Genomic DNA, 19,874 nt, shown 5'->3' on the forward strand with positions numbered 1-19,874 from the left:
TCGGCTACGGCAATTACACTGCCAGGAGACGGAAGCCATGTAGGTCCTGGCTGTCGCGTGCAATTCCAGCAGATAGGTCCGCCGGTCGGTATTGATCACCACGTTGGTTTGCAGGCTGGGTCGGGTCGGCTTGACCAGGATGTGGATCCTCTTGGTGGCGCCGGTACCGCTCTCGGTATCGCCGATGATCCAGCGCACGGTGTCCCCGGCGGCCACTGGACCGGAGCCGACCAGTTGTTCGCCCTCCTGCAGGGCGACATCGGTCACTTGTCCGGGAGCGGTGTAGACTTGATGAGGTCGTCGAGAATGCCGGGATGGGTGGCGGTGGGGAACCCGACCACCGTCAGGGGGCGCAGATGGGCCTTGCCCAGCCGTGGCTCCAGTCCGCCGGTCAGCGGCTGATCGGCCAGCAGGGTGTCGAGAACCATCGGGATCTCGGGCACTCGGACCTTCTGCCGCTTGGTGGAAACGGTTGAATGTAAATAGGTCAGGGTCTCGCCGTCGTCGAGCCACGCCACTTCGGGAACGAAGCCTTCGACCAAGTGCAAGATCCGGTCGGTGCGGTCGAGGAAGCCGCGCAGCAGTTCCCAGGGATCGACACCGGTCTTGGACTTTCCCTCGTAAAGCCATCCCTCGGCCCGACCGACCTTCTCGGCCGGTGGCAGCCACAAGATGGTCAGGAAAAAGCGGCTTTCGAAATGAATGCCGGCCTGCTCGAAGCCGTCCTGGCGTTCGAGATCGACCAAGGCGGAGGCCGGGTCCGGGAATGCGCTCTCCGGGTAATCGGTGGCTGGCAGACGGTCGGCCTCGACGAACAGCGCCCAGCCGGAGCCCAGGCGGCGTAGCGCGTTGTTGACCCGGGCGGTGACGCCGACCAACTCGGCGGGGGTGGCGGACTCAAGATCCGGCCCGCGGAACCGCGCCGAGCGTTGGAAACTGCCGTCCTTGTTGAGGACGACACCCGGCGCCACCAAGGCCGCCCAGGGCAGGAAATCGGCGAGGCCAGCCGGATGGCCGCGGTATTCGGCGAGGTTTAGCATCGGTTACGCTCGCAAATAGGCGGGGTAACGGAGATGCCTGCGGATCACCTCGACGAACTGGGCGTCGTGCTTGGCGGCCCAGACGGCGGCGCCATGGCCGAGCAGCCAAAGAACCAATCCGGGAATCCATAGCCGCAGACCCAGCGCGATGGCGGCGGCCAGGGTGGCGTTGGCGATGGCCAGGGTGCGTGGCGCCCCGCCCAACAAGATCGGCTCGGTCAGCGCCCGGTGGACCGGAACGCTGAAGCCGTCGATGGGGTCGGTGCCCGCCATCACACCAGCGCTCCGCCGGAAAACGAGAAGAACGACAGGAAAAACGAGCTGGCGGCGAAGGCGATCGACAGGCCGAAGACGATCTGTATCAGCCGGCGGAATCCGCCCGAGGTCTCACCGAACGCCAGCGTCAGGCCGGTCACGGTGATGATGATCACCGAGATGATCTTGGCCACCGGCCCTTGGACGGAGTCGAGGATCTGCTCCAGCGGCGTCTCCCAGGGCATCGACGAGCCGGAGGCATAAGCGGCTGGAGCCAGGGCCAGGGTCATGACGGTGATAGAGCCGACTGTCGCCAGATGACGGCGCGTGCGAAGAGCAAATCGGGTCATGGGGCTTCTCCGGGCAACGTGGCGGCGATAACGCGGTAATCACCGCTGGCGGGCTCAAGGCCGGCGATTTCGGCCAGTTCGATAAGGCGGCGCTGTCGCCCCCGTCCGGCCAACACGGCGACGACGGTGATGGTCTCGGCGATCAGGGCTTTGGGCACGGTGATCACCGCCTCCTGGATGAGTTGTTCGAGGCGGCGCAGCGCGCCGAGCGCGGTGCCGGCATGGATGGTGCCGATGCCGCCGGGATGGCCGGTGCCCCAGGCCTTGAGCAGATCGAGGGCCTCGGCGCCGCGTACCTCGCCAATGGGGATGCGGTCGGGACGCAGACGAAGGGAGGAGCGGACGAGATCGGAAAGCGAGGCGATCCCTTCCTTGGTGCGCAATGCCACCAAGTTTTGGGTCCGACATTGCAGTTCGCGGGTGTCCTCGATCAACACTACGCGGTCGGTGGTCTTGGCGACCTCGGTGAGCAGGGCGTTGGTCAGCGTGGTCTTGCCGGTCGAGGTGCCGCCGGCCACCAGGATATTGCGGCGGGTGGCCACGGCGTGGCGCAACACAGCCGCCTGCTCCGCCGTCATGATGCCGGCGACGACGTAGTCGTCGAAGGTGAACACCGCCACCGCCGGTTTGCGGATGGCGAAAGCCGGGGCCGCCACGACGGGCGGAAGCAGGCCCTCGAAGCGCTCGCCGGTCTCGGGGAGTTCGGTGGAAACGCGAGGGCTGTTGGCGTGAACTTCGGCGCCGACATGATGCGCCACCAGCCGAACGATCCGTTCGCCATCGGCCGGCGACAGGGTGGCGCCGCTATCCGCGAGCCCGCCCGACAGCCGATCCACCCACAGTCGGCCATCGGGGTTGAGCATCACCTCGACGATGGTGGGGTCTTCCAGGAAGGCGGCAATGGCCGGCCCCAGCGCCGTGCGCAGCATGCGCGCGCTGCGAACAAAGGCTTCGGACCGGGTGGCGGCAACGGTCATAATGATCCCCGTTCAGGGCCGATCCCTTCCTTCGGGACCGGCAACGAGGATCATTAGAAGAAGCAGAAATTATCCCGCCGCAACAAGGTCATGGGCGTAGTAGGGTCATGGCGCGCAAGGACAGGGGATCGGCGGACTCGATGAACCCAGCACGGTCATACCCGCCTGCCTCGGGCCGGCGGGGGTGCTTGCGTCGAGGTCTTTCTATGGCAAAATTGGGCCGGGAGCGGACGGGCGGTTTTTGGGAGAAAAGGCCGGGTAGAGCGGACTTTAAAATTAAGTGCAGTATCGCCGTAACCCCAAGAACATCCAGTTGACGTGGCGACTACAAGCTGCCTTCGCCAAGCTTCAAAGGCGTCTCTGGCAAGTGGAAAATGACCGCCATATGCGCCACCTTGATCGTTGCGAGCTGGTAAAGCATCTGGCAAACTCCACCAGAAGTCGAACTTGGGTGGAACGCATGGAATTCGATCTTTGGAATTTTCTAGGGGGCTTGCTCACGGGTGCGCTTGGCGGAGCTCTGGTAACCCTCCAGCTCACCAAAAACGTGCGAGCTGATCGCAACGGCACTGCGACAGATCAATCTGGTGCACGGGCCGGCGGAGACATCGTAGGCCGGGATAAGCGCTAGCTTACAAACGGCATTACGCACACGCATGAACATCGCAACCCAAGAAGCCACGATATCCAACCAGCAAGGCGCCCAAGCAGGGGGCAACATTGCTGGACGCGATTACAACCACTTCGAGGCGAGAAAGAGTGTTGTCGAAAAGCTGCTTCTCAAGCTTAAGCAGCAATATGAGTGCAATGAGCAGACCCAAATCACGATTGACGAACTGGCTCGATACCATACTCGCCGCACCACAGATGGAATCAATGGACTTGAGGCTAAACTAAGGGCAAGTGGGCGCCTGGATTATTATGATGATGCCATCGAGAAGAAGGAGATGTTCGCCAAGCTCCTAGAGCGATGGTCTCTGTATTCATCTGCTCAGCAGATATTTGTTCACATCCTCGCCCGCGCCGAGAACGAATTCACTCAAGTGATTTACCGGCAAATACCCCAGAGGACTCCTGAGGAAATCAACGCGCTCGTGATCGACCGAATTGTAAACCCAATCGTTGATGAGTGCGGCGGAGAACTGATCTCGGTAAACCACAATATCGTTCAAGGAATGGTTTACTGGCTTGCTGAGCAATGCTTTATCAAGTGGCACCATCCTACGGTGGCGCCATGACGCAGCTTACCTATAACGAGGCATTTGATCCTTATCATGCCGCCTTCCGATTCCTGAGGTTGCGCCTAGCGTGTGATATCAGCGGAAGGTTGCCGTTTGACACTTTGCGCATACTGGATTTTTACCTCATTTTCCCATTTCGACTCCAAGCAATGAAGTTTTTCTCGGACGATGTGGGCTGGAGAAAGGTAAGCAAATCTTACGAAAGCCAAGCGCCGTACGGCACAATGCCAGATGATAGCGCCCTCTTTGCTCGAATGGAGCCTTTTCAGAGAGCCGCAGTAACTAGCCTCGTGCGCAGCGGGCACGTTGCTTCGTCTGCCTGGCAGTTCAATGAAATTCAGTTCACGGCGGAAATGCTTCCGGAGAGGGTGATTGCGCGCTGTTCCGAACTCAACAACGGTATGAAGGATATTGTAGAAATCCTGTGTCAGATTAAGGCCCGTTACCCCCTCGGGGGGCGCGATGGACTGAAGGATCGAACAGGGCTCTTGGAGTATCGATATGATTCGATATAACCCCTGTCTTATCGTTAAACGCCTCGTCGTGAAGCGAGGAACTTCAGTCTTATATGATGAGGCGTTTCATACGGGCGTGAACGTGATCCGGGGCGATAATTCCTCGGGCAAATCTACAATCATGAACTTCATTTTCTTCGGGCTGGGTGGCGATCTGGAGCGCTCAGCCTGGAGTGAGCACGCTCTACTGAGTGAGCATGTATGGCTGGAGGCGGAGTTTAACGGCAATCCGGCGGTTCTTCGTCGCCAAATCGATGTCTCATCACAGTCGGCAATGGAAATTTTTGGCGGCCGCTACGAGGATGCCGTTCTGGCCCCGATTGAGGCTTGGTGCCGTTACCCGTATGCTCGCTCAAAGAATCAGGAGAGTTTCTCCCAAGCAATTTTTAGACTTCTTGAGATGCCGGACGTTGCCGTGGAAGGTACATCCAGCATCACTATCCACCAAATTCTCCGGCTTCTATATGCGGATCAGCTTTCTCCGACCGAAAGCCTTTTCCGATTTGAAGGTTACGACCCAGAGAACCTACGCGAGGCTGTTGGCAACCTTCTGTGTGGAGCGTTTGACACCGAAATTTATGAGCTACAGCAACTGAAGCGCGCTAAAGAGCGCGAATTCACTGAGGTTTCCGCCGAGTTGCGAAGCATTTTCAGGGTCATTGGCGGCGGCGATGAGAGCATGACCCTTGCATGGATCGAGCAGCGCCGAGAAAGTTTGATTAGCGAACGCGATAGCCTTTCATCTCAACTCACAGTCGCTGAGGAGGCATTTTACTCAAGCCAGTCATCCGACAAGATCACGCTTCAGGCTCAAAAAGAACTTTATAAACAAGTGCAGAAGCTGCAGTCGGATATCCGCCAGAAGCAAGCCGAAGTGGACGCCGTCGAGTTCGAGATTGCTGACTCCGCGGCGTTTATCAAAACCTTGCACTCGAGGCTTGATGCGTTGCGCGATGCCAATCTTGCTGCTGAGGTGGTCGGCACAGTGCGGTTTGGAACCTGTCCCGCCTGCTATGCTGAGGTTGTTGAGCATGACCATACGGTTGATGCCTGCCACCTCTGTAAGGCGCCGCTGGACACGGAGCGCGCCCAAGATCGCGTAGTTGGCATCATCAATGAGCTGGCGATACAGATAAAACAGTCCGAGCGCTTGCAAGACATCCGTGAAGGGCGCCTCAAGGCGTTCCATGAACAACTGAACATCCTACAAATAACGTGGCGGCAGAAGGCGAAAGAACTAGCCAATCTGACTTCTCGGCCAACATCAAAAGTCCGAGAAGAGATCGGGGAGCTGCAACGGAAGCTCGGATACGTCGATAAATCAATTGAAGATATCGAGTCACAAGTTAGGCTTGCGAACAAAATCGGTGATCTCACTGCCAAAAAGTCGCAGCTTGATCAAGACATCCAGGCGCTGGGCACTCGCATCAGCGGATTGCAACTCAGCCAGACGGACCGCCTCCGGACGGCAAAGTCCCGCATCGAAAGAAATATTATCGAGATATTACGAGGCGATTTGAAACGTCAGGACTCATTTGAGAATCCTGAACACGTGCATTTTTCGTTCGGAAAAAATACAATCACGGTAGATGATCACACCTATTTCTCGGCCAGCTCTCGCGTTGTTCTTAAGACTGCGTTTCTCGTCGGCTTTCTCAAGGCAGCCCTGTATGATCAGCCGTTTCGTCATCCAAGATTTCTTATGATTGACATAACAGAAGACAAAGGAATCGAGCAAGCGCGAAGCCATAACTTCCAGAAGCAAGTGATTGAGATTTCCGACCAGGCTCCAGCCGAACACCAGATAATTCTCGCAACGGCCATGCCATGGCCAAGCATCAGAGCCGAGCTTTTCGTCGGGAAATATTCCACGCTGCAGCAAGGCACGCTGGCATTCCTTCCGCGCAAGACCGATGGCGTGGGATGATCCGAGGAGACTTTGATGGCGAAAGCGCAACCCATTGAGATTGCTGGTCACGAATTCGCTCGCAAGGCGGATGCGTTAGCTTTCATGAAGGTCATGCTCAATCGCTATCGCCCGGGTGACATAGTGAGTACCGTTGATGGGGCATTTCTCGTGGAAGCATTGAAACGTCATCCCGATGCCACTTCGAAAATTGGGCCGGGTGTACGTAACTTTGAAGTGCGGTCGGCCGACTATGGGACACAGTGCTTCTGGATATTGCGGACCGATGGCTCGGAAGAACGGTTCTCCTACAAAAAGTGTGTTTAACGGAACGGCCGGGCTGAGCCCGGTTTGGGCTGGCTAAATTGGCCAGCTTCCAGCATCCCCTCCCAGCCTCGTGACAGTCGAACCGACTTGTTCACGAACAAACGGATGATTGTCGCGGCCAAAGGGGGCTCCGGTTCCGGAGACAATCCACTTAACTCCCCGACATCACCAAGGTTCCCTCCAATCTCCTGACAAACACAGTTATTTCAGCACGACATCCGCTTATGAAAAACGGCGCCAACCCTCGGAACGACCGTTAAGAGGCGCTCAGCTGCCATTGGGCTCAGGCATCACCAAGATCGTCTGTGGGGGACATGCCGGCTCCGTCTTCGGAGTTTGGCTCTTGCGGTGCCGGGGTGATGTCGTCGGGGATCTCGCGCAGGAAGCTTTGGCCCTTCTGCAGGCGTCGCCCTAGGGTCTCGACGAAATTCTCGTAGCGTCTCCGTCCCTTGATCTGGGCGCTGGCCTGGGCGTCTTCGGGCAAGGGCGGGGTGATGGTCAGCCAGAAGCGGACGAACAGCGCCAGCGTCTCGGCGGTGATGCCGAGATCGCGCTCCAGCCGCTGAACCTGCCGGGATAGGCGGTCGAGGCGGCGGGTGAAGGCCGCCTCCCGCCGGTCGGCGCCGTCGGGCGAAAGGAAGGAGGCGACGGCCGCCTCGACGATCGCCGAGCGGGAGAGCTTGCGGCGATCGGCCAATTCCCCGATCTCGCGCACCATCGCCGGCGGGAAATAGACGTTCATCCGGTCGCGCATGGGGGCCTCACAATCCAAGATCGTTGGCGGGGTCGAGAGCGGCCTGACGGGCCACGCCCCGCCTCTGTTGGCGCAGGAGCTGGCGCTGGCGGGCGGCGTCTTCCGGTGTCTCGTCCTGCATCCCGGCAAACTCGTTTACCGGCTTCGGTTCCCGGGGCTTGGGGGCGATATCGAGGTGGTCGGGCAGGTCGGGTTCCCGGCGCAGGCCGCTGTTGGCCTTGTCCTGGTCCGCCCTCTCGATGTCTACGACGAGGCTGGGATCGGGCTGGCGCGGGGGAAGCGACGACCAGCCGTCGCTGCGCAATGACGGGCCGCAGGCCTGGGGATCGGGAGGCGGTAGCCTGCGCGCGGTGAAGCGGCGGTCCTCGTAATAGCGGGCCTTTCTGGCCCGGACCGGCGGGGCGCCGGACACCATGACGATCTCATCGGTGGGCGGAAGCTGCATGATCTCGCCGGGAGTGAGCAGCGGCCGGGCGGTCTCGGAGCGCGACACCATCAGATGCCCGAGCCAGGGCGACAGCCGGCTGCCGGCATAGTTCTTCATCGCTTTCATCTCGGTCGCGGTACCCAGCGCGTCGGACATGCGCTTGGCGGTGCGCTCGTCGTTGGTGGCGAAACTGACCCGGACGTGGCAGTTGTCGAGGATGGCGTTGTTCGGTCCATAGGCGCGCTCGATCTGATTGAGCGACTGGGCGATGAGGAACGCCTTGATCCCGTAGCCGGCCATGAAGGCTAGCGCCGATTCAAAGAAGTCCAAGCGTCCTAGGGCCGGGAACTCGTCGAGCATCATCAGCAGGCGGTGGCGCCGGTCTTTGGCATGCAGGTCCTCGGTGAGGCGACGGCCGATCTGGTTGAGGATCAGGCGGATCAGCGGCTTGGTCCTGGAAATGTCCGAGGGGGGCACCATCAGGTAAAGGGTGGCCGGCCTGGTGTCGGCGACCAGATCGGCGATGCGCCAGTCGCAATGGCGGGTCACCTCGGCCACCACCGGGTCGCGGTAGAGCCCGAGGAACGACATGGCGGTGGAGAGCACGCCGGACCGTTCGTTGTCCGATTTGTTGAGAAGCTCTCGCGCCGTCGACGCCACCACCGGATGCGGCCCGGCCTTGCCGAGGTGCCGGGTGGTCATCATCGTCCGCAAAGTCTTTTCGATGGACTATTTCGGATCGGAGAGAAAGGCGGCGACGCCGGCCAGGGTCTTGTTCGCCTCGGCATAGAGGACGTGCAGGATGGCGCCGACCAGCAGCGCGTGGCTGGTTTTTTCCCAGTGGTTCCGCTTGTCGAGCGAGCCTTCCGGATCGACCAACACGTCGGCGACGTTCTGCACATCGCGGACCTCCCAGGTGCCGCGCCGCACCTCCAACAGCGGGTTGTAGGCGGCGGAGCGCGGATTGGTGGGGTCGAACAGCAAAACCCGGCCGTGGCGGGCGCGGAAGCCGGCGGTGATCTGCCAGTTCTCGCCCTTGATGTCGTGGACGATGGCCGAGCCGGGCCAAGTCAGCAGCGACGGCACCACCAAGCCGACGCCTTTGCCAGAGCGGGTGGGGGCGAAGCACAGCACATGCTCCGGCCCGTTATGGCGCAGATAGTCCCGCCCCAGCCGTCCCAGGACCACGCCATCGGGGCCGAGCAGGCCGGCGGCTTTCACCTCGTTCCGATCGGCCCAGCGGGCGGAGCCGTAGGTCTCGGCCTTCTTGATCTCGCGCGCCCGCCACACCGACAGGCCGATCGCCACGATGACCGAAAGAATGCCACCCGACGCGGCGATAGTTCCGCCCTCGGTGAAGATATCCGGAGCGTAGGCATCGTAGGCGTACCACCACCAGAAGAAGATCGGCGGATGGTAGACCGGCCAGCCGAGCAGGGTGAACCAGGGGGTGCCGAGCTGCGCCTGGAAGCCGAGCCGCCAAGCGGTCCATTCCGTGGCCCCCCAGGTGGTGGCCAGCACGATCAGCAGAACGGCGATGATCTGACCCCAAAGAATCTTGGTCGCCGACATGATCACCTCCTCTGCGACAGACAGGGAGGAGTTCGGCCGGTCGCAACGGCGCATGCAAGAGGTGTCAGCGGGGCGGGGCAGGACCGGATAGCGGGGCGCGCAAAGACAGGAAAACGGAATGCGTGGGCTCGGCTGGACGATGATCGGTGGCTCGCGCGAAAAGGGCGGACGAAGCCCCTCTGGTCTGTTGGTAATGCTCCAAAAAGAATAAATTGTGTCAGGTATCTACCGAAGCGTGATTTTCTTTAGCTGTCTATCCGGGTCGTAGACGCTCAATTGCGTTTCCGGTCGCTCGGAGCTGCGGTAGATCACGAGATTGACACCCCCAGACAAGGCCTGGGAGGGAAAGAGGATGCCGTCCAAGTCAGCACTCACCACGTCGTCGGCCATATACCAAGTTGGCGGTTCGATCCCCTTGTCAAACCACTCCGCCCGCCAGTCGATGGTAAAATCCGCCCACAGGCTGGGCCAGTGCGCCGGGTCGAAGCCGTCGCTGAGGTCGGCTACGTGCAGTCCGGCGACAAAGAAGGTACAGATCGTGCCGGGGCGGAGCCAAGGATTGTCCTGCTTGTACTCCGCCAGTGCGGTTACGTCGTTGGCCGACAGATAGAGTGCTTCCTGTTGGGGGCGGTTGAACCGGCCACCACGTCGGGCCGCTCCCCTGCCCGACTTGGGGGTGCCGGCATATTCAGGGGTGATGACTCTGTAGTAGGCCTCGGGCAGTTCGGTTCCCAGAGTCCGGACAATCATCCGGCGGCGCCGCCGGTCAGCGATTCCAGGTAGGCGATGACCGCGTCGGCGCGGCCCTCTTGGACCAAGGTATCGGCGGTCTTGTAGCCGAAGGCCCGGAGCGGTTCATTGCGGAGGAGGAAAACCGCACGCCCCTCGTCGCCGGTCATCTCGGTCGCCACGGTCAGCACCCGCACCATGTTTTGCAGGTATTGCTGCAACTGCGGTGTCTGCGGGCGTGCGGTGGGGGTATTGCGATGCACGTGCGCGCGCCCGGCCAGTTCCTGGACGCGGAAGCCGAAAAGCTCACTCACCTTGGCGGGCGAGAGATAGGGAGTATTCGCTTCGCGGAATCGCTCAGCCAGGGGTTCTGAAAACAGGGGGCTCATGGCGGATTGCCTCTCGCAACGACAATGCACTCAATATGCACTCCAGGGCGGCCAATGCCAAGGTCTCTGTGCGCTCTCCGCCTGTTCCGGACGGGCGCCCGTTTGCCCCATCGTCCTCATGTGACGCTAAATCCCGAGGTCGCGTTTCCGCCCGATGCCCCATTCGATGCCGCCGCCGCTTTTGGCGATGCCGGTGAGCTGCTGGCCGAGCTTCTTCTCGATCTCGCGCGACCAGGGCACGAGCTGGAAGCCGAGCCCGTTATCGATCATGGCGAAGCGACCGGAGGACAGCATCAGGCGCTGGCGGTAGAGGCCGGCTACATGCTCGCCGGCCTCTGCCGTCTGGTAGGACAGTCCGGTCTTGCCGGCATGCTCGGCGCCCACCGCGTCCAATTCGCGCCGCTGCAGCGTGGCCAGCAGGTCACGCTGAAAAATGACACGCTGATTCTGACGCCGGGCCAGACCTTGTTCGATCAGATGTTCGGTGCGTGCCGCCATCGCCGCGCGCACATCGGCGCCGACCCCCCCCAGGGAGAGCGGCATCGGCTCGCGCTCAATCAGACGGTGATCGAGCCAAGTGGCGCCCGGGGCGGTGACCTGCGCCTTGAGGTCGACGTCGGAGCGGGGCGCCAGGACCAGCGTCGGGCGTGGGTCGTCTGTGCCGCCGAAGCGCCGCACCTCGACGATGCCGCCGAGCGGGGGAGACTGCTCAAACGCCTCGATCCCGTGGAAGCGGACATGGTGGGCGCGTCCGTCGACGCCGTCGATCACGGCATAGGCTTCGCCGGTCAGCTCGTCATGCAGGCCCCGATCGACGAGGCGGCCGATGATCGGGGTGCTACAATCGTCGATGACGTAATCGGCGATACCGCGATCCTCGCCGCGTTCGGTGAAAGCGCGGTGCATGGTCTTGATGATGTCGCCGCGCAGGCCGAGGTCGCGCAACTGCCGCTCGGCCTCCAGCGCCACGCTCCATTCACCGGGACGGCCCTGGCTGGCCAGCCCCATCGTCTCCAGGTGCTGGAGCCGGCCGATCATCAGGCGGCGGATCTCGGGGTCGTTGGCGCCGGGAGTGTCGGGCCGCAGGTCGATGTATCCCAACTCGTCGGCGGCGAAGCGGATCTCGACGTCGAGGCGGGTCCAGCGCTCGGCGGTGATTTCCTTTTCCAGGGCATGGCGGAGGACGTGCTCGGGGCGCGGCCCGAGTTCGATCGACACCAGATCCTCGGCCCGCGAGCGCAGGCCGTGGCTGATATAGTCGCGCGAGATGACCAGATCGGCCCCGGTGTCATCGACCCCGCGCACCAGCAGATGGACGTGCGGATTGTCGGTGTTCCAGTGATCGACGGCCACCCAGTCCAGCTTGGTGCCGAGGTCGGCTTCCATTTGCCGGGCGAGGTCGCGGGTGAACGCCTTGAGGTCGGTCATCTCGCCTGCGTCCTCGGGGGAAACGATGAAGCGGAAATGATGGCGGTCATCCCGGCAGCGCTCGGCGAAGGCGGCCTCGTCGGCGCGGTCCGATCCGGCGTCGAACAGGATGCCCTTTTCCCCGTCCCGGCTGACGCCTTCGCGTTTCAGATAGGACAGGTGGGCGGTGAGCGGCGCCGAGCGAAAGGACTTGCCCTGGTGACGGACGACGCGCGCCTTGACGACAACGCGCCGGGCCGGGCTGAACAAGCGGGTGCGGCTGAAACTGAGCCGGCCCCGGCCGAAGCCGGAGCGGCCGTACCCAGGGCCATGCTTGGGGCCGCCGATCTTGCCGGGGCTGGGACCGGCCTTGCGGGCGGCGCGCAGTACTTGGTTGAGGACGCTCTTCGCCTGCGGCGAGCGGCCTGAACGGATGCGCCCCGGGCGGACGTGAAAGTCATTGTCATCCTTGCTCATCGCCGCCTTCCAGGACAGGGAGGAGGGGGGTGCCGAAAACGCCTTTGAAACCATTGCGGAAAATCCTGGAGGCGGCACGCCGACCGACCGACCGGCACGCCAGAACCCAAGTCCTGTTAAGGACTTGCGGGTCATGTGGCGAGCCCGCTTTTATCTCGCCGTCCAGTCGTCGTGATCTTCCCCGTCCCCCGCCTGACCGCTGTTTCTTTCCGGTCGCCCGCCAGGACGCGCCAGCGTGCGGGCAGGGTCATCGGGCGGCGCGGCACGGGAAAGAGCGACGAACAGGCCGTCTGAATGCGGTCGGAAGACGGAAAGATCGCGCACTGGCCCCGCCATCGGCGTGTCGGGTGACGGACAGGTGGGATGCCCCGGGACGGCAGCCAACATGCGGTCGGCTTGCACAACGAATAACGGCGCCGTGGTCCAAGATCGCATCGGGATGATGCCGGTGAGGGCGGGTCGGCATTGTAGGCGGGCGGCGATGCCAGCGCGGCCTTTGAGCAGGGAGGCCTGCTTGATGCGCTGAAGAAGGCGCTGACCGAACGCGCCTTGAACGCGGATATGGACTATCCTCTCGCCGGCGAGAATGGGGCCGGCAACACGCGCAACGGCTACGGCCGAAAGACGGTGATGACGGACACCGGCAGCCTTGCCATCGACGTGCCGCGCGACCGTCAGTCGAGCTTCGATCCGCAGATGATCGCCAAGGATCAGCGCCGCTTTCCCGGTTTTGACGAAAAGATCGTGTCGATGTACGCGCGCGGCATGAGCACGCGCGAGATCACCGGGCATCTCCAGGAGTTGTACGGTATTGACGTCTCGCCCGACCTGATCAGCACGGTGACGGATGCGGTGCTCGACGAGATCGCGGCATGGCAGCAGCGGCCGCTGGACCCGGTTTACCCGCTCGTCTTCTTCGACGCGATCCGGGTGAAGATCCGCGACGAAGGCATGGTTCGCAACAAGGCGATCCACATCGCGCTGGGCGTGCGCGCCGATGGCGCCAAGGACGTGCTCGGCCTATGGCTGGAACAGAACGAGGGCGCCACATTTTGGCTGCGGGTAATGATTGAGGCCTTGAACGCAAAGCTCAGGCGGGCCGTCCGCGTCAGGGGGCATTTCCCCAGCGACGAGGCCGCCACCAAACTGCTCTGCCTGATCTTGAACCGCTCAGAGAAAGAGTGGAAAACGCCGCCCCGTGAGGGATCCATGGCCAAGGCCCAGTTCGCCGTCATCTTTGGCGACCGCTTCATTCGAGCCGTGGGGGCGTAAGGTTCAACCGCTCGCCCGTACACGAAATTCCTGACAGGCCCTTCAACGTGTCGTGGGCGGGAAGACCGCGCTCGTAGGGCAGAAATCTCCGCAAAAACTCAAGCCGAAGGTCGCCCCATAGCCGGATCTCCACAAAATCTTCCATTCCGCTCAAGGTCGCGCACAAAACCAGCAGCGGGATTTCCGGCAGAGGATACACCACCCGCCACGACTGGCGGGGATCCTTCAACGCCGAAAAGTGATCCAACATCGAACGCGACGCCATGGTCGGCCCCCAAAGCCAAGGAGCCTTGCAGGAATCAGAAAACCACACCTCTTGGAAAGGAGGACCGCCGTTAACCTGAAGCGATTGCTCTGGCTGGGGAGGGCGGTCATCCCGAACAGCGTGTGGGCGTTCGACCGCCCGCGCCCCGGCCCTTCGGCCAAGCTCCGCTGGTGCGCCAGGAACGACGGGCTTTGCATGAAGAACATGGAAAAGGCCGCCAACCCGATGTCCGCCATCGTGTAGCGCCCGTTACTGCCCGTCCGTCGGTCCGGCAGCACGGCGCAACGATCCCGCAGCGCCGTTATGTACCCTTCAAGCCCGTCCATCCACAGCTTGAATCACATCCCGAGCCCGCCGAAAAGCCCGTTTTCATCAAAATGAGATCTGCTGGCCAGCCACGAATGATCTTGACGGCATCATGGCGGGCTTGCCATAGTCAGAGGACTTTACCAGTCGACCCCAGCCTTGGCGTGCGGTCATCAAGCTTTTAAACTTCCAACAGGCCCATCATGGACAACACCAGCACCCAGCCGGATCAGCAGTCCAAGGCCGAATGGAAGGCCCCGGAATTGCAGCGTCTGGTCATCAACACCGAGACACGCGTGAGCTTCAGTGGCCTTGCTTCTCCTGATGGCAACTGGGGCCAGGGGTCTACGTCCTGATCCGTTGACGGTTCCTCATCCGGTCCGCAAAGCCGAGAGGCTGCGCCCATGACGGCCATTGCCGGCCTCTGGCAGGATGATGGTGTTGTTCATACAGCCGAGCGTGTCCCGCGTATGGGGGCGGCTCTTGCCGCCTACGGCCCGGCCCGGGCTGGAATCAGTGACATCGCCGCAGCCGGTCTGGCCCTGACCTGTCGGCAATCCCACATCACCGATACGGATATGATCGACCGCCAGCCCCTGTGGGATGGGGATCGGCGTATCTGTGTGGTGGCGGATGCCCGCATCGACAATGCCGCTGAACTGGCGCTTGGCTTCGGTTGGGCAGTCGGGGAGGGGGAACGCTGTTCCGATGCGGCCCTGATCCTGGCCGCCTACCGCCGCTGGGGGCCGGACTGTGTGGGTCGGCTGACCGGCGATTTCGCCTTTGCCCTGTGGGATGACCAGGAACAGCGTCTGCTGCTGGCCCGGGATCATTATGGTGGCCGGCCTCTGTTCTTCGCCCACCGGCCCGGCCTGTTCGCCTTTGCGTCCATGCCGAAGGGGCTGTTCGCCCTGGGTGAATTTTCCAATGCCCTGGATGCAACCGAACTGGGGGCCTATGTGGCCCTGCTCCCGCAGGAAGGAACACGGACCCTTTACCGTGACCTGTCACGGGTGCCGCCGGGCCATTATCTGCTGGTTCAGGGCGAGCGGCGGCGGCTGGTGCAATATTGGCCGGGCCAGTTCAGGGAACCGGCCCGGTCGGGGGATTACCGGGAGCATGTGGAGGAGTTCGGCCGGCTTTATACCCAGGCGGTGCGCGCCTGTCTGCGCGTGCGGCCCGGTGGGGGCATCGGCAGCCATCTGAGCGCCGGGTTCGACAGCGCCTCCGTCACGGCCCTGGCCGCCCGGGAACTGTCGGCCCAGGCAAAAGGCCTGACCGCCTTCACGGGCGCCCCGCGCGACGGTTTCACCGGCCCTTACCCCTCCGCCCGTGTGATTGATGAATCCGGGGTCGCCGGCGAGGTGGCCCGCCGTTTCAGCAACATCGAGCATCGCATCATCCACGCGGGTCCGGACGGCCCGCTGCGGGACCTGGAACGGACATTGCCCTATCTGGAGACACCGTTCCTCAATATCTGCAACCTGGGCTGGGCGCGGGTCATCGAAGAGACGGCGGCCCGCAGCGGCATCAAGGTTCTGCTGATCGGTGCCATGGGCAATCTGACAGCCAGTTTCGAGGGCCAGATTCATCTTGCCCGGCTGTTCCGGCAGGGCCGCTGGTGGCAATTGGCCATCCTGGCGCGTGGTCTGACGCGGGAAGGGGCCGGGTGGCGCACGGTGGCCTCGGCGGCCCTTGGCCCCTATCTGCCGGATTGGGTTCGCCGGCTGCGGCACCGGAACAGTCCTGGTGTTTTCGCCCATACGGCCCTGTCCCCGGCCTTCGCGGCTTCCATGGACATGGACGGGCTGGCGGCCGCCCGGGGCTCTTTCCCCCCCAGATTCAGCGACAGCCGGACCGCGCGCCTGTTCATGATACGTCTTGCCGACCCGGGCGTTTACCACCATGCCAGCTTGGCCGAACATGGCATCGATATCCGCGATCCGACCGCCGACCGACGGCTGCTGGATTTCTGCCTGACGATTCCCGAGGGCTTTTTCATCCGGGACGGTCGGCGCGCCTCGCTGTTTCGCGACGCCATGGCGGGTTTGCTGCCCGATACCATGCTGAACCGCCGCATCCGGGGTGTACAGGCGGCGGACTGGTACGAAAAGATGGTGGCCAGCCGTGACGCGATGGCGGCGGAGCTGGAGCGGCTTCGATCATCCCCCATGGCGTCGCGCGTTCTCGATCTCGACCGGCTGTGCCGACTGGTGGCCGATCTGCCCGACCCGGCGACCCCGCCCGAACAGATACCGGCAGAGCGGTTTACAAGCCCGGACGGCGCCATGGCCTATCGTCTGGCCCTGCTGCGTGGCCTGTCCATGGGGCGCTTCATCCGCATGGTGGAAGGCGGCAACGGCTGACCTGTGTTTTCGGTTCCCTCAGGCACCCGCCAGCCCTTCCAGCATGTCCAGCATCTCGGCCAGATCGGCAAAATCGGCCGTGCGGACCAGTTCCCAGACGGGTACGTGCGCCGCCAGCCGCGTTGCCGCCGACAGGACATGCCGACGTCCATGCAGGGCGTCGGCCAGATAAACCCGGTAGGTCATGGCGTCCAGAACCGCCGCCGCATGGGGCCGGGGCCAGCGGGTCAGGACGGGCCGCCGGGCCGCCGGATCGGCCCGCAGATGCACGATGGCGGACAGCGGTCGGGGGACGGGATCAAAGGCGGCCAGCATCGGCATATGCCATTTGCCGATCTTGCCTCCCACGGACTGCTGTCCCTCCTGGCCGATGTCCAGGGCGCTGCGGCTGCTGTCCCAAAGTTTGACCATGGGAAAGCAGGGCTGCGCCAGACCTGTGTCCGGATCGACGACCAGCACGTCATCCCCCAGCAGCCGGTGCCCCCTCTGGACCAGAGCCGTGGCCGTGGTGGACTTGCCAGCCCCGCTATTGCCAACGATGGCCAGCCCGCCCTTCCCGGTCCGGATGGCACAGGCATGCAGGGGCAGCACCCCGCGCTGATGGCAGATCACCCCCAGGCCAGGGCCCAGCAGCCAAGTCTGGATCTCGGGCCAGGACGCCCCTGGTGCGGGATCGACCATGATGTCACGTCCGCCCGTCAGCCCGATGCGCACGCAATTCGGGATGTCGATCACGGTATGGCCATCGGCACCCACCTGGATTCCGTCCCGGTCCAGCCGCAGCGGCACCGGTGGCGGCGGCACCGGGCCCTGGCGCAAGGTGATGTCTGCCGCCGCTTCGCCCGCCGGCGCAGAGCAGGGAAAAAGATGCGGCAGCGGGATTTCTGTCGCCAGGGTCCAGCCGCTGACCCGGTAATGATGCATCAAAGGATCCTTGGCCGGGCATAGAGGCAGGCATTGGGTGTGAAACCGGTGGCCTCCGCCCCGCCAATGACAGGTTCCCCACCCGTCACCAGCCAGGCATGGGCCGTCAGGGTTCCACCGCGCCGATCGACGCCGAACAGGATATGCCCGGCGATGCCCCGGCGTGTCAGCATCATCCGCCCCGCCACGCAGCGGACCAGACAGGTGCTGTGCCAGGGCAGGCGGACGGACATGGCGTCGACGCCTTGTCCGACACCCCGCGCCCGTGCCAGGACCGGGGCCGGCTGCGGATCGGATCCGGCCAGCGCCGGACCGGGATCCGCGATCCCGCCGAACAGGCGGGCCAGCAGGCGGAAAGGCAGGCGGAACACCAGCAACCAGGCAATGCACAGCGCCAGCACCGCTTCCAGCCAGAACAACCGGCTGCGCAGCCGGCGGAGGGAACCGGCCCTGTTCACGCCGCGACTTTCACCAGCCCCTCGCCGGCCATGCTGTCCAGAAGACGCAGCACATCTGCCGTGATCACATCCAGCGGGGCGGCGTAGGCCTGTTCCAGGATCACGCAGAGATCACCCACCCGTACCGGCTGTTCAAGCCGGTTCCAGATATTGTTGCCGATCGCATCCAGTGTGAAATAATGACCGCTCTGCACATCCATCATCACCAGCTCATTGTCGATCTCACTGACCAGACAATGATCGGTCCGAACCAGCACGGTGTCGATTGTCACCATCTCCAAGCACCTTCAACCACCCTTATCACCCTGTCCGTTGACGGGGCTGCAACCTATTGTTATCGGATAAAGCCCTGGCATAAAAGAACCAACCCGCTCCAATGCGGATGCTGGACGGAGAGCAGGGGGCGTATATGACGATTTTCAGTGAAATACAGTATTGATGGAATAATATAAAATAGATTAAAAATATGGTAAACTGACAAAGGATAAAGATTATGACAAGTTTTTCGGAGAAAATATTTTCGATACTATCTGTATCCGAATGGAATGAACAGTTTTCCAAACGCCAACTACGCCATATACCAGCCGCATTCCCCGAAAGCGCTGACCTTATGTCATGGGGATGGCTGGAGGATTTCCTGAACCGGGAATATACCCGTCCCGAGCTTTTCCGTTTTTTCATGAATGGACGGCCCGTTGAACCCAGTCGATTCGGCCTGATCGACGGGAAAGGGCGGTTGGACCGGAAAGCCCTGCGGCCTTTGCTGACCCAGGGCATCACCACCATCTTCAACGGTCTGGACAGTTCATCGGGCTATTTCTGGGAAGAGGCCGTCAAGTTGGAGCAGGCCCTGGGGGCCGTGGTCACCATCGATGCCATCGGCTCCTTTGGCACGGTGTGCGGCCTGCCCCCCCATTATGATGACCGGGATCTCATCATTGTGCAGGTCGCGGGGCGCAAGCACTGGAAAATATTGGGAACTCCGGTTGAGGGGCCTTGGCGCAAGCGTACAATGTCCGTGCCTGATACGGTCACGGATGAGTTCGTGATGCAGGGGGGCGACATGCTGTTCGTGCCAGCCGGCCTTTATCATCAATGTGTTCCCCTGGAGCCATCCCTGCATCTGGGTGCGCTGATTACGCGCCCCTGCGGCGCTGACCTGCTGAAAATGGTTCAGCCGCGATGGGAGACGACCGATCCGGAATTGGCGGCGCGGCTGTATGTGGGCGACGGGGAAACCGACCTTCAGCAGCAGGATGCCCGGTTGAAGGAGGCGCTGATCCGGCTGGTCCAGGACATGGATGTTGCCGCCCTGACCCGCGCTTGGCTTGCTCAGAAACAGCGGCCGGTGCGTGCCGACCTGTTGGGCGCAGATAAAAAAGCGGACGATGGGCGGTAGGCTGGCTGTTTCGTCAGGTTCCGTATAGCTAGGTGTTGGTGCAGCGAGGCGATGACCGGGTTGGCAGGTGGTAGTGCGGCCCTGTAGAACGGCTTTCTTCCCTTTTCGCGGACTGGTCAGCGCCCGGCATGCCGAACAAATCCACCGACGCCGGGCCTGTCAGGAATTTCGTGTGCGGGCGGGCGGTTGAACATTACGCCACCATGGCTCGAATGAAGCGGTCGCCAAAGATGACGGCGAACTGGGCCTTGGCCATGGATCCCTCACGGGGCGGCATTTTCCACTCTTTCTCGGAGCGGTTCAAGATCAGGTAGAGCAGCTTGGTGGCGGCCTCGTCGCTGGGGAAATGCCCCCTGGCGCGGACGGCGCGCCTGAGCTTCGCGTTCAAAGCCTCAATGGCATTCGTGGTATAGACGATCCGGCGGACCTCGTCGGGGAAGGCGAAGAGGGATCACCTCGGCCCAGGCGCGCCGCCAACTCTGGCCGAGCGTCGGGACATAGGGCATCTCCTTTTTACC

At 62.4% G+C, this 19,874-nt stretch carries 17 protein-coding genes and 6 pseudogenes; 8 read left to right on the forward strand and 15 right to left on the reverse strand.

Features of this window, described 5'->3' with window-relative positions; genetic code table 11:
- Positions 1-18: 18 nt before the first annotated feature.
- From RRU_RS04220 to trbB, 5 genes and pseudogenes are all read right to left on the reverse strand, one after another.
- Positions 19-294 (reverse strand): annotated as a pseudogene (locus RRU_RS04220) (TrbG/VirB9 family P-type conjugative transfer protein); the annotation flags it as partial.
- A pseudogene (locus tag RRU_RS04225) lies at positions 294-1,040 on the reverse strand (conjugal transfer protein); the annotation flags it as partial. The pseudogenes RRU_RS04220 and RRU_RS04225, both read right to left, overlap by 1 nt.
- A gap of 3 nt (positions 1,041-1,043) precedes the next feature.
- The gene (locus RRU_RS04230; RefSeq protein ID WP_011388564.1) at positions 1,044-1,313 is read right to left on the reverse strand and encodes a VirB3 family type IV secretion system protein; all 270 of its coding nucleotides are present in this window, start codon (positions 1,311-1,313) and stop codon (positions 1,044-1,046) included.
- Entirely contained in the window at positions 1,313-1,645 is a 333-nt protein-coding gene (locus RRU_RS04235; protein ID WP_011388565.1) for a TrbC/VirB2 family protein, read from the reverse strand. Before RRU_RS04235 ends, RRU_RS04230 begins: the two co-directional genes overlap by 1 nt.
- A complete protein-coding gene (gene trbB, locus RRU_RS04240) occupies positions 1,642-2,622 on the reverse strand; it encodes a P-type conjugative transfer ATPase TrbB (RefSeq protein ID WP_011388566.1) in 981 nt (326 codons plus the stop codon). Before trbB ends, RRU_RS04235 begins: the two co-directional genes overlap by 4 nt.
- A gap of 656 nt (positions 2,623-3,278) precedes the next feature.
- On the opposite strand from trbB, the gene RRU_RS04245 reads away from it, so the two are divergent.
- Genes RRU_RS04245 through RRU_RS04260 form a run of 4 tightly spaced genes read left to right on the forward strand, consistent with a single transcriptional unit; the run spans position 3,279 to position 6,611 of the window.
- A complete protein-coding gene (locus tag RRU_RS04245) occupies positions 3,279-3,860 on the forward strand; it encodes an ABC-three component system protein (RefSeq protein WP_014626029.1) in 582 nt (193 codons plus the stop codon).
- Complete coding sequence (locus RRU_RS04250) at positions 3,857-4,378, forward strand: ABC-three component system middle component 5 (RefSeq protein WP_014626030.1); 522 nt, start codon at positions 3,857-3,859, stop codon at positions 4,376-4,378. Before RRU_RS04245 ends, RRU_RS04250 begins: the two co-directional genes overlap by 4 nt.
- On the forward strand, positions 4,365-6,305 hold the full coding sequence (locus RRU_RS04255) for an ATP-binding protein (protein ID WP_011388567.1): 1,941 nt from the start codon (positions 4,365-4,367) through the stop codon (positions 6,303-6,305). The genes RRU_RS04250 and RRU_RS04255 overlap by 14 nt, the downstream gene beginning before the upstream one ends.
- A 15-nt stretch (positions 6,306-6,320) precedes the next feature.
- The gene (locus tag RRU_RS04260) at positions 6,321-6,611 is read left to right on the forward strand and encodes a DCL family protein (protein ID WP_011388568.1); all 291 of its coding nucleotides are present in this window, start codon (positions 6,321-6,323) and stop codon (positions 6,609-6,611) included.
- 283 nt (positions 6,612-6,894) lie between these two features.
- On the opposite strand, the gene RRU_RS04265 is transcribed toward RRU_RS04260, so the two are convergent.
- The 5 genes and pseudogenes from RRU_RS04265 to RRU_RS04285 all read right to left on the reverse strand — a co-directional run bounded on the left by RRU_RS04265 (position 6,895) and on the right by RRU_RS04285 (position 12,366).
- The gene (locus RRU_RS04265) at positions 6,895-7,365 is read right to left on the reverse strand and encodes a CopG family transcriptional regulator (RefSeq protein ID WP_011388569.1); all 471 of its coding nucleotides are present in this window, start codon (positions 7,363-7,365) and stop codon (positions 6,895-6,897) included.
- A gap of 7 nt (positions 7,366-7,372) precedes the next feature.
- Positions 7,373-9,364, reverse strand: a pseudogene (locus RRU_RS04270) (conjugal transfer protein TraG).
- Between the two features lie 225 nt (positions 9,365-9,589).
- Complete coding sequence (locus RRU_RS04275) at positions 9,590-10,114, reverse strand: RES family NAD+ phosphorylase (protein ID WP_011388570.1); 525 nt, start codon at positions 10,112-10,114, stop codon at positions 9,590-9,592.
- Positions 10,111-10,482, reverse strand: coding sequence for an antitoxin Xre/MbcA/ParS toxin-binding domain-containing protein (locus tag RRU_RS04280; protein WP_011388571.1), 372 nt, complete (start codon positions 10,480-10,482; stop codon positions 10,111-10,113). Before RRU_RS04280 ends, RRU_RS04275 begins: the two co-directional genes overlap by 4 nt.
- A gap of 126 nt (positions 10,483-10,608) precedes the next feature.
- Positions 10,609-12,366 (reverse strand): relaxase/mobilization nuclease domain-containing protein, encoded by a 1,758-nt coding sequence (locus RRU_RS04285; RefSeq protein WP_014626034.1) that lies wholly within the window; start codon positions 12,364-12,366, stop codon positions 10,609-10,611.
- Positions 12,367-12,837: 471 nt separating this feature from the next.
- Here RRU_RS04285 and RRU_RS04290 point away from each other — a divergent pair.
- Positions 12,838-13,638 (forward strand): annotated as a pseudogene (locus tag RRU_RS04290) (IS256 family transposase); the annotation flags it as partial.
- A gap of 43 nt (positions 13,639-13,681) precedes the next feature.
- On the opposite strand, the pseudogene RRU_RS04295 reads toward RRU_RS04290, so the two are convergent.
- Positions 13,682-13,903: pseudogene (locus RRU_RS04295) on the reverse strand (transposase family protein); the annotation flags it as partial.
- A gap of 509 nt (positions 13,904-14,412) precedes the next feature.
- Between RRU_RS04295 and RRU_RS04300 the strand changes: the two are divergent.
- Positions 14,413-14,565, forward strand: a complete 153-nt coding sequence (locus RRU_RS04300) for a hypothetical protein (protein WP_158308117.1) — start codon at positions 14,413-14,415, stop codon at positions 14,563-14,565.
- Between the two features lie 48 nt (positions 14,566-14,613).
- Positions 14,614-16,575 (forward strand): asparagine synthetase B family protein, encoded by a 1,962-nt coding sequence (locus tag RRU_RS04305; protein ID WP_011388575.1) that lies wholly within the window; start codon positions 14,614-14,616, stop codon positions 16,573-16,575.
- Between the two features lie 18 nt (positions 16,576-16,593).
- Here the strand turns inward: RRU_RS04305 and RRU_RS04310 are convergent, their stop codons facing one another.
- Genes RRU_RS04310 through RRU_RS04320 form a run of 3 tightly spaced genes read right to left on the reverse strand, consistent with a single transcriptional unit; the run spans position 16,594 to position 18,232 of the window.
- Positions 16,594-17,499, reverse strand: a complete 906-nt coding sequence (locus RRU_RS04310; RefSeq protein ID WP_011388576.1) for an HPr kinase/phosphatase C-terminal domain-containing protein — start codon at positions 17,497-17,499, stop codon at positions 16,594-16,596.
- A complete protein-coding gene (locus RRU_RS04315; RefSeq protein WP_011388577.1) occupies positions 17,499-17,957 on the reverse strand; it encodes a lasso peptide biosynthesis B2 protein in 459 nt (152 codons plus the stop codon). The genes RRU_RS04310 and RRU_RS04315 overlap by 1 nt, the downstream gene beginning before the upstream one ends.
- Complete coding sequence (locus RRU_RS04320) at positions 17,954-18,232, reverse strand: PqqD family peptide modification chaperone (protein WP_011388578.1); 279 nt, start codon at positions 18,230-18,232, stop codon at positions 17,954-17,956. Before RRU_RS04320 ends, RRU_RS04315 begins: the two co-directional genes overlap by 4 nt.
- Before the next feature lie 218 nt (positions 18,233-18,450).
- Between RRU_RS04320 and RRU_RS04325 the strand changes: the two genes are divergently transcribed.
- Positions 18,451-19,356 carry a JmjC domain-containing protein gene (locus RRU_RS04325; RefSeq protein ID WP_011388579.1) on the forward strand — a complete coding sequence of 302 codons (906 nt, stop codon included), beginning with the start codon at positions 18,451-18,453 and terminating at the stop codon, positions 19,354-19,356.
- 193 nt (positions 19,357-19,549) lie between these two features.
- Here the strand turns inward: RRU_RS04325 and RRU_RS04330 are convergent.
- A pseudogene (locus tag RRU_RS04330) lies at positions 19,550-19,850 on the reverse strand (transposase); the annotation flags it as partial.
- Positions 19,851-19,874: the final 24 nt, after the last annotated feature.

The sequence above is a fragment of the Rhodospirillum rubrum ATCC 11170 genome (assembly GCF_000013085.1).
GTDB classification, from domain to species: Bacteria; Pseudomonadota; Alphaproteobacteria; order Rhodospirillales; family Rhodospirillaceae; genus Rhodospirillum; species Rhodospirillum rubrum.

Excerpts from the sequence above, each read along its gene's own strand:
- RRU_RS04285 (WP_014626034.1), bottom strand. The coding sequence starts at position 12,366 with ATGAGCAAGGATGACAATGACTTTCACGTCCGCCCGGGGCGCATCCGT.
- RRU_RS04305 (WP_011388575.1), top strand. The coding sequence starts at position 14,614 with ATGACGGCCATTGCCGGCCTCTGGCAGGATGATGGTGTTGTTCATACA.
- RRU_RS04255 (WP_011388567.1), top strand. The coding sequence starts at position 4,365 with ATGATTCGATATAACCCCTGTCTTATCGTTAAACGCCTCGTCGTGAAG.
- RRU_RS04275 (WP_011388570.1), bottom strand. The coding sequence starts at position 10,114 with ATGATTGTCCGGACTCTGGGAACCGAACTGCCCGAGGCCTACTACAGA.
- trbB (WP_011388566.1), bottom strand. The coding sequence starts at position 2,622 with ATGACCGTTGCCGCCACCCGGTCCGAAGCCTTTGTTCGCAGCGCGCGC.
- RRU_RS04265 (WP_011388569.1), bottom strand. The coding sequence starts at position 7,365 with ATGCGCGACCGGATGAACGTCTATTTCCCGCCGGCGATGGTGCGCGAG.
- RRU_RS04245 (WP_014626029.1), top strand. The coding sequence starts at position 3,279 with ATGAACATCGCAACCCAAGAAGCCACGATATCCAACCAGCAAGGCGCC.
- RRU_RS04310 (WP_011388576.1), bottom strand. The coding sequence starts at position 17,499 with ATGCATCATTACCGGGTCAGCGGCTGGACCCTGGCGACAGAAATCCCG.
- RRU_RS04260 (WP_011388568.1), top strand. The coding sequence starts at position 6,321 with ATGGCGAAAGCGCAACCCATTGAGATTGCTGGTCACGAATTCGCTCGC.
- RRU_RS04250 (WP_014626030.1), top strand. The coding sequence starts at position 3,857 with ATGACGCAGCTTACCTATAACGAGGCATTTGATCCTTATCATGCCGCC.
- RRU_RS04230 (WP_011388564.1), bottom strand. The coding sequence starts at position 1,313 with ATGGCGGGCACCGACCCCATCGACGGCTTCAGCGTTCCGGTCCACCGG.
- RRU_RS04300 (WP_158308117.1), top strand. The coding sequence starts at position 14,413 with ATGGACAACACCAGCACCCAGCCGGATCAGCAGTCCAAGGCCGAATGG.
- RRU_RS04325 (WP_011388579.1), top strand. The coding sequence starts at position 18,451 with ATGACAAGTTTTTCGGAGAAAATATTTTCGATACTATCTGTATCCGAA.
- RRU_RS04320 (WP_011388578.1), bottom strand. The coding sequence starts at position 18,232 with ATGGTGACAATCGACACCGTGCTGGTTCGGACCGATCATTGTCTGGTC.
- RRU_RS04280 (WP_011388571.1), bottom strand. The coding sequence starts at position 10,482 with ATGAGCCCCCTGTTTTCAGAACCCCTGGCTGAGCGATTCCGCGAAGCG.
- RRU_RS04235 (WP_011388565.1), bottom strand. The coding sequence starts at position 1,645 with ATGACCCGATTTGCTCTTCGCACGCGCCGTCATCTGGCGACAGTCGGC.